Annotated in this window: 2 protein-coding genes; both read left to right on the forward strand. The window is 73.7% G+C overall.

All coding sequences use genetic code 11. The features are described from left to right. The coding region (locus SSOG_RS28585) for an alpha/beta hydrolase (protein ID WP_154686111.1) at positions 1–503 on the forward strand (503 nt) is incomplete at its 5' end. After that, positions 496–1,211, forward strand: a 716-nt coding sequence (locus SSOG_RS54015; protein ID WP_009717739.1) for an acyltransferase family protein, incomplete at its 3' end; no start/stop codon positions are given. The genes SSOG_RS28585 and SSOG_RS54015, both read left to right, overlap by 8 nt.

Here is a 1,211-nt window from a genome sequence, read left to right on the forward strand (position 1 = left end):
GGCAGGGCGCCGTCGTCGCCTGGCTCGGGTACGAGACGCCGGGCACGGTGAGCCCCGAGGTGCTGACGGCGGGGCGGGCCGACCGGGCTGCGCCTCGGCTCGCCTCCTTCGTCCGGGAGTTGAGCACCGCCGCGCCCCGCGCCCGGATATCGCTGCTCTGCCACTCCTACGGCTCGCTGGTCTGCGCCCGGGCCGCGTCCGGGCTGGAGGTCGCGGACATCGTTCTGTACGGGAGCCCCGGCGTCGGTGCGGACAGCGTCGGCCAGTTGCACAGCCGGGCCGCCGTCTGGGCGGGCCGGGGCGCGCACGACTGGATAGCCGACGTACCGCATGTGCGGATTCCATTGCTGGTCACGACCGTCGGGCTGGGGACCGATCCCGTCTCGAAGGAGTTCGGCGCCCGGAGCTTCGACGCGGGCGAGGGCGGCCACAGCGACTACCTCAAGCCCGGTTCCGTAAGCCTGCGGAGCCTGGCCCGGATCGTGGGGGACGGGCATGCATGAGCTGATCCGGCGCATCGACGCCGCCACACCGCCCGAGCGCGACCGCGCCGTGGACGCGCTGCGCGCGTTCGCCATCCTCGGCGTGGTGCTCGGCCACTGGCTGGTGACCGCCCTCGTCGCCGACAGCGGTTCGGTGCGGGCCGCCAGTCCGCTGCTGTACCAGCCCCATCTCGCCCCGCTCACCTGGGCGTTGCAGACCCTCGCGGTCTTCTTCCTGGTGGGAGGGCAGATGAGCGCGCGCAGCCATGCCTCCGCCCGCGCCCGGGGCGTGCCGTACCGGCAGTGGCTGGGCGCCCGGATGGCCCGGCTGTTCCGGCCGGTCGCGGCGGTGCTGGTGGTGTGGACCCTGGCAGCGGCGGCGATGCTGGCCTCCGGGGTGGGCCTGACGACCCTGCACACCCTGCTCAAACTGGTGCTGTCACCGCTGTGGTTCCTGCTGGTCTTCGCGGCGCTCACGGCGGCGACCCCGCTGGTGGCCCGGCTGCATCCGCTGTGGCCGCTCGCCGTCGTCCTCCACGTCGACTTGTTCCGGTTCGGCTTCGGCGGGCCCGCCTGGGTCGGCTGGATCAATTTGGCGGCGGGCTGGTTGGTTCCGTACTGCCTGGGTGCGGCATGGGCGCGCGGCGGGTTGCGGGGGCGCACGGTCGGCTGGGTGCTGCTGCTCGGGGGAGGGGTGGTCACGGCCGGTCTCGTCCTGTTCGGCGGCTA

Origin of the sequence: Streptomyces himastatinicus ATCC 53653 (assembly GCF_000158915.1) — a bacterium.
GTDB classification, from domain to species: Bacteria; Actinomycetota; Actinomycetes; order Streptomycetales; family Streptomycetaceae; genus Streptomyces; species Streptomyces himastatinicus.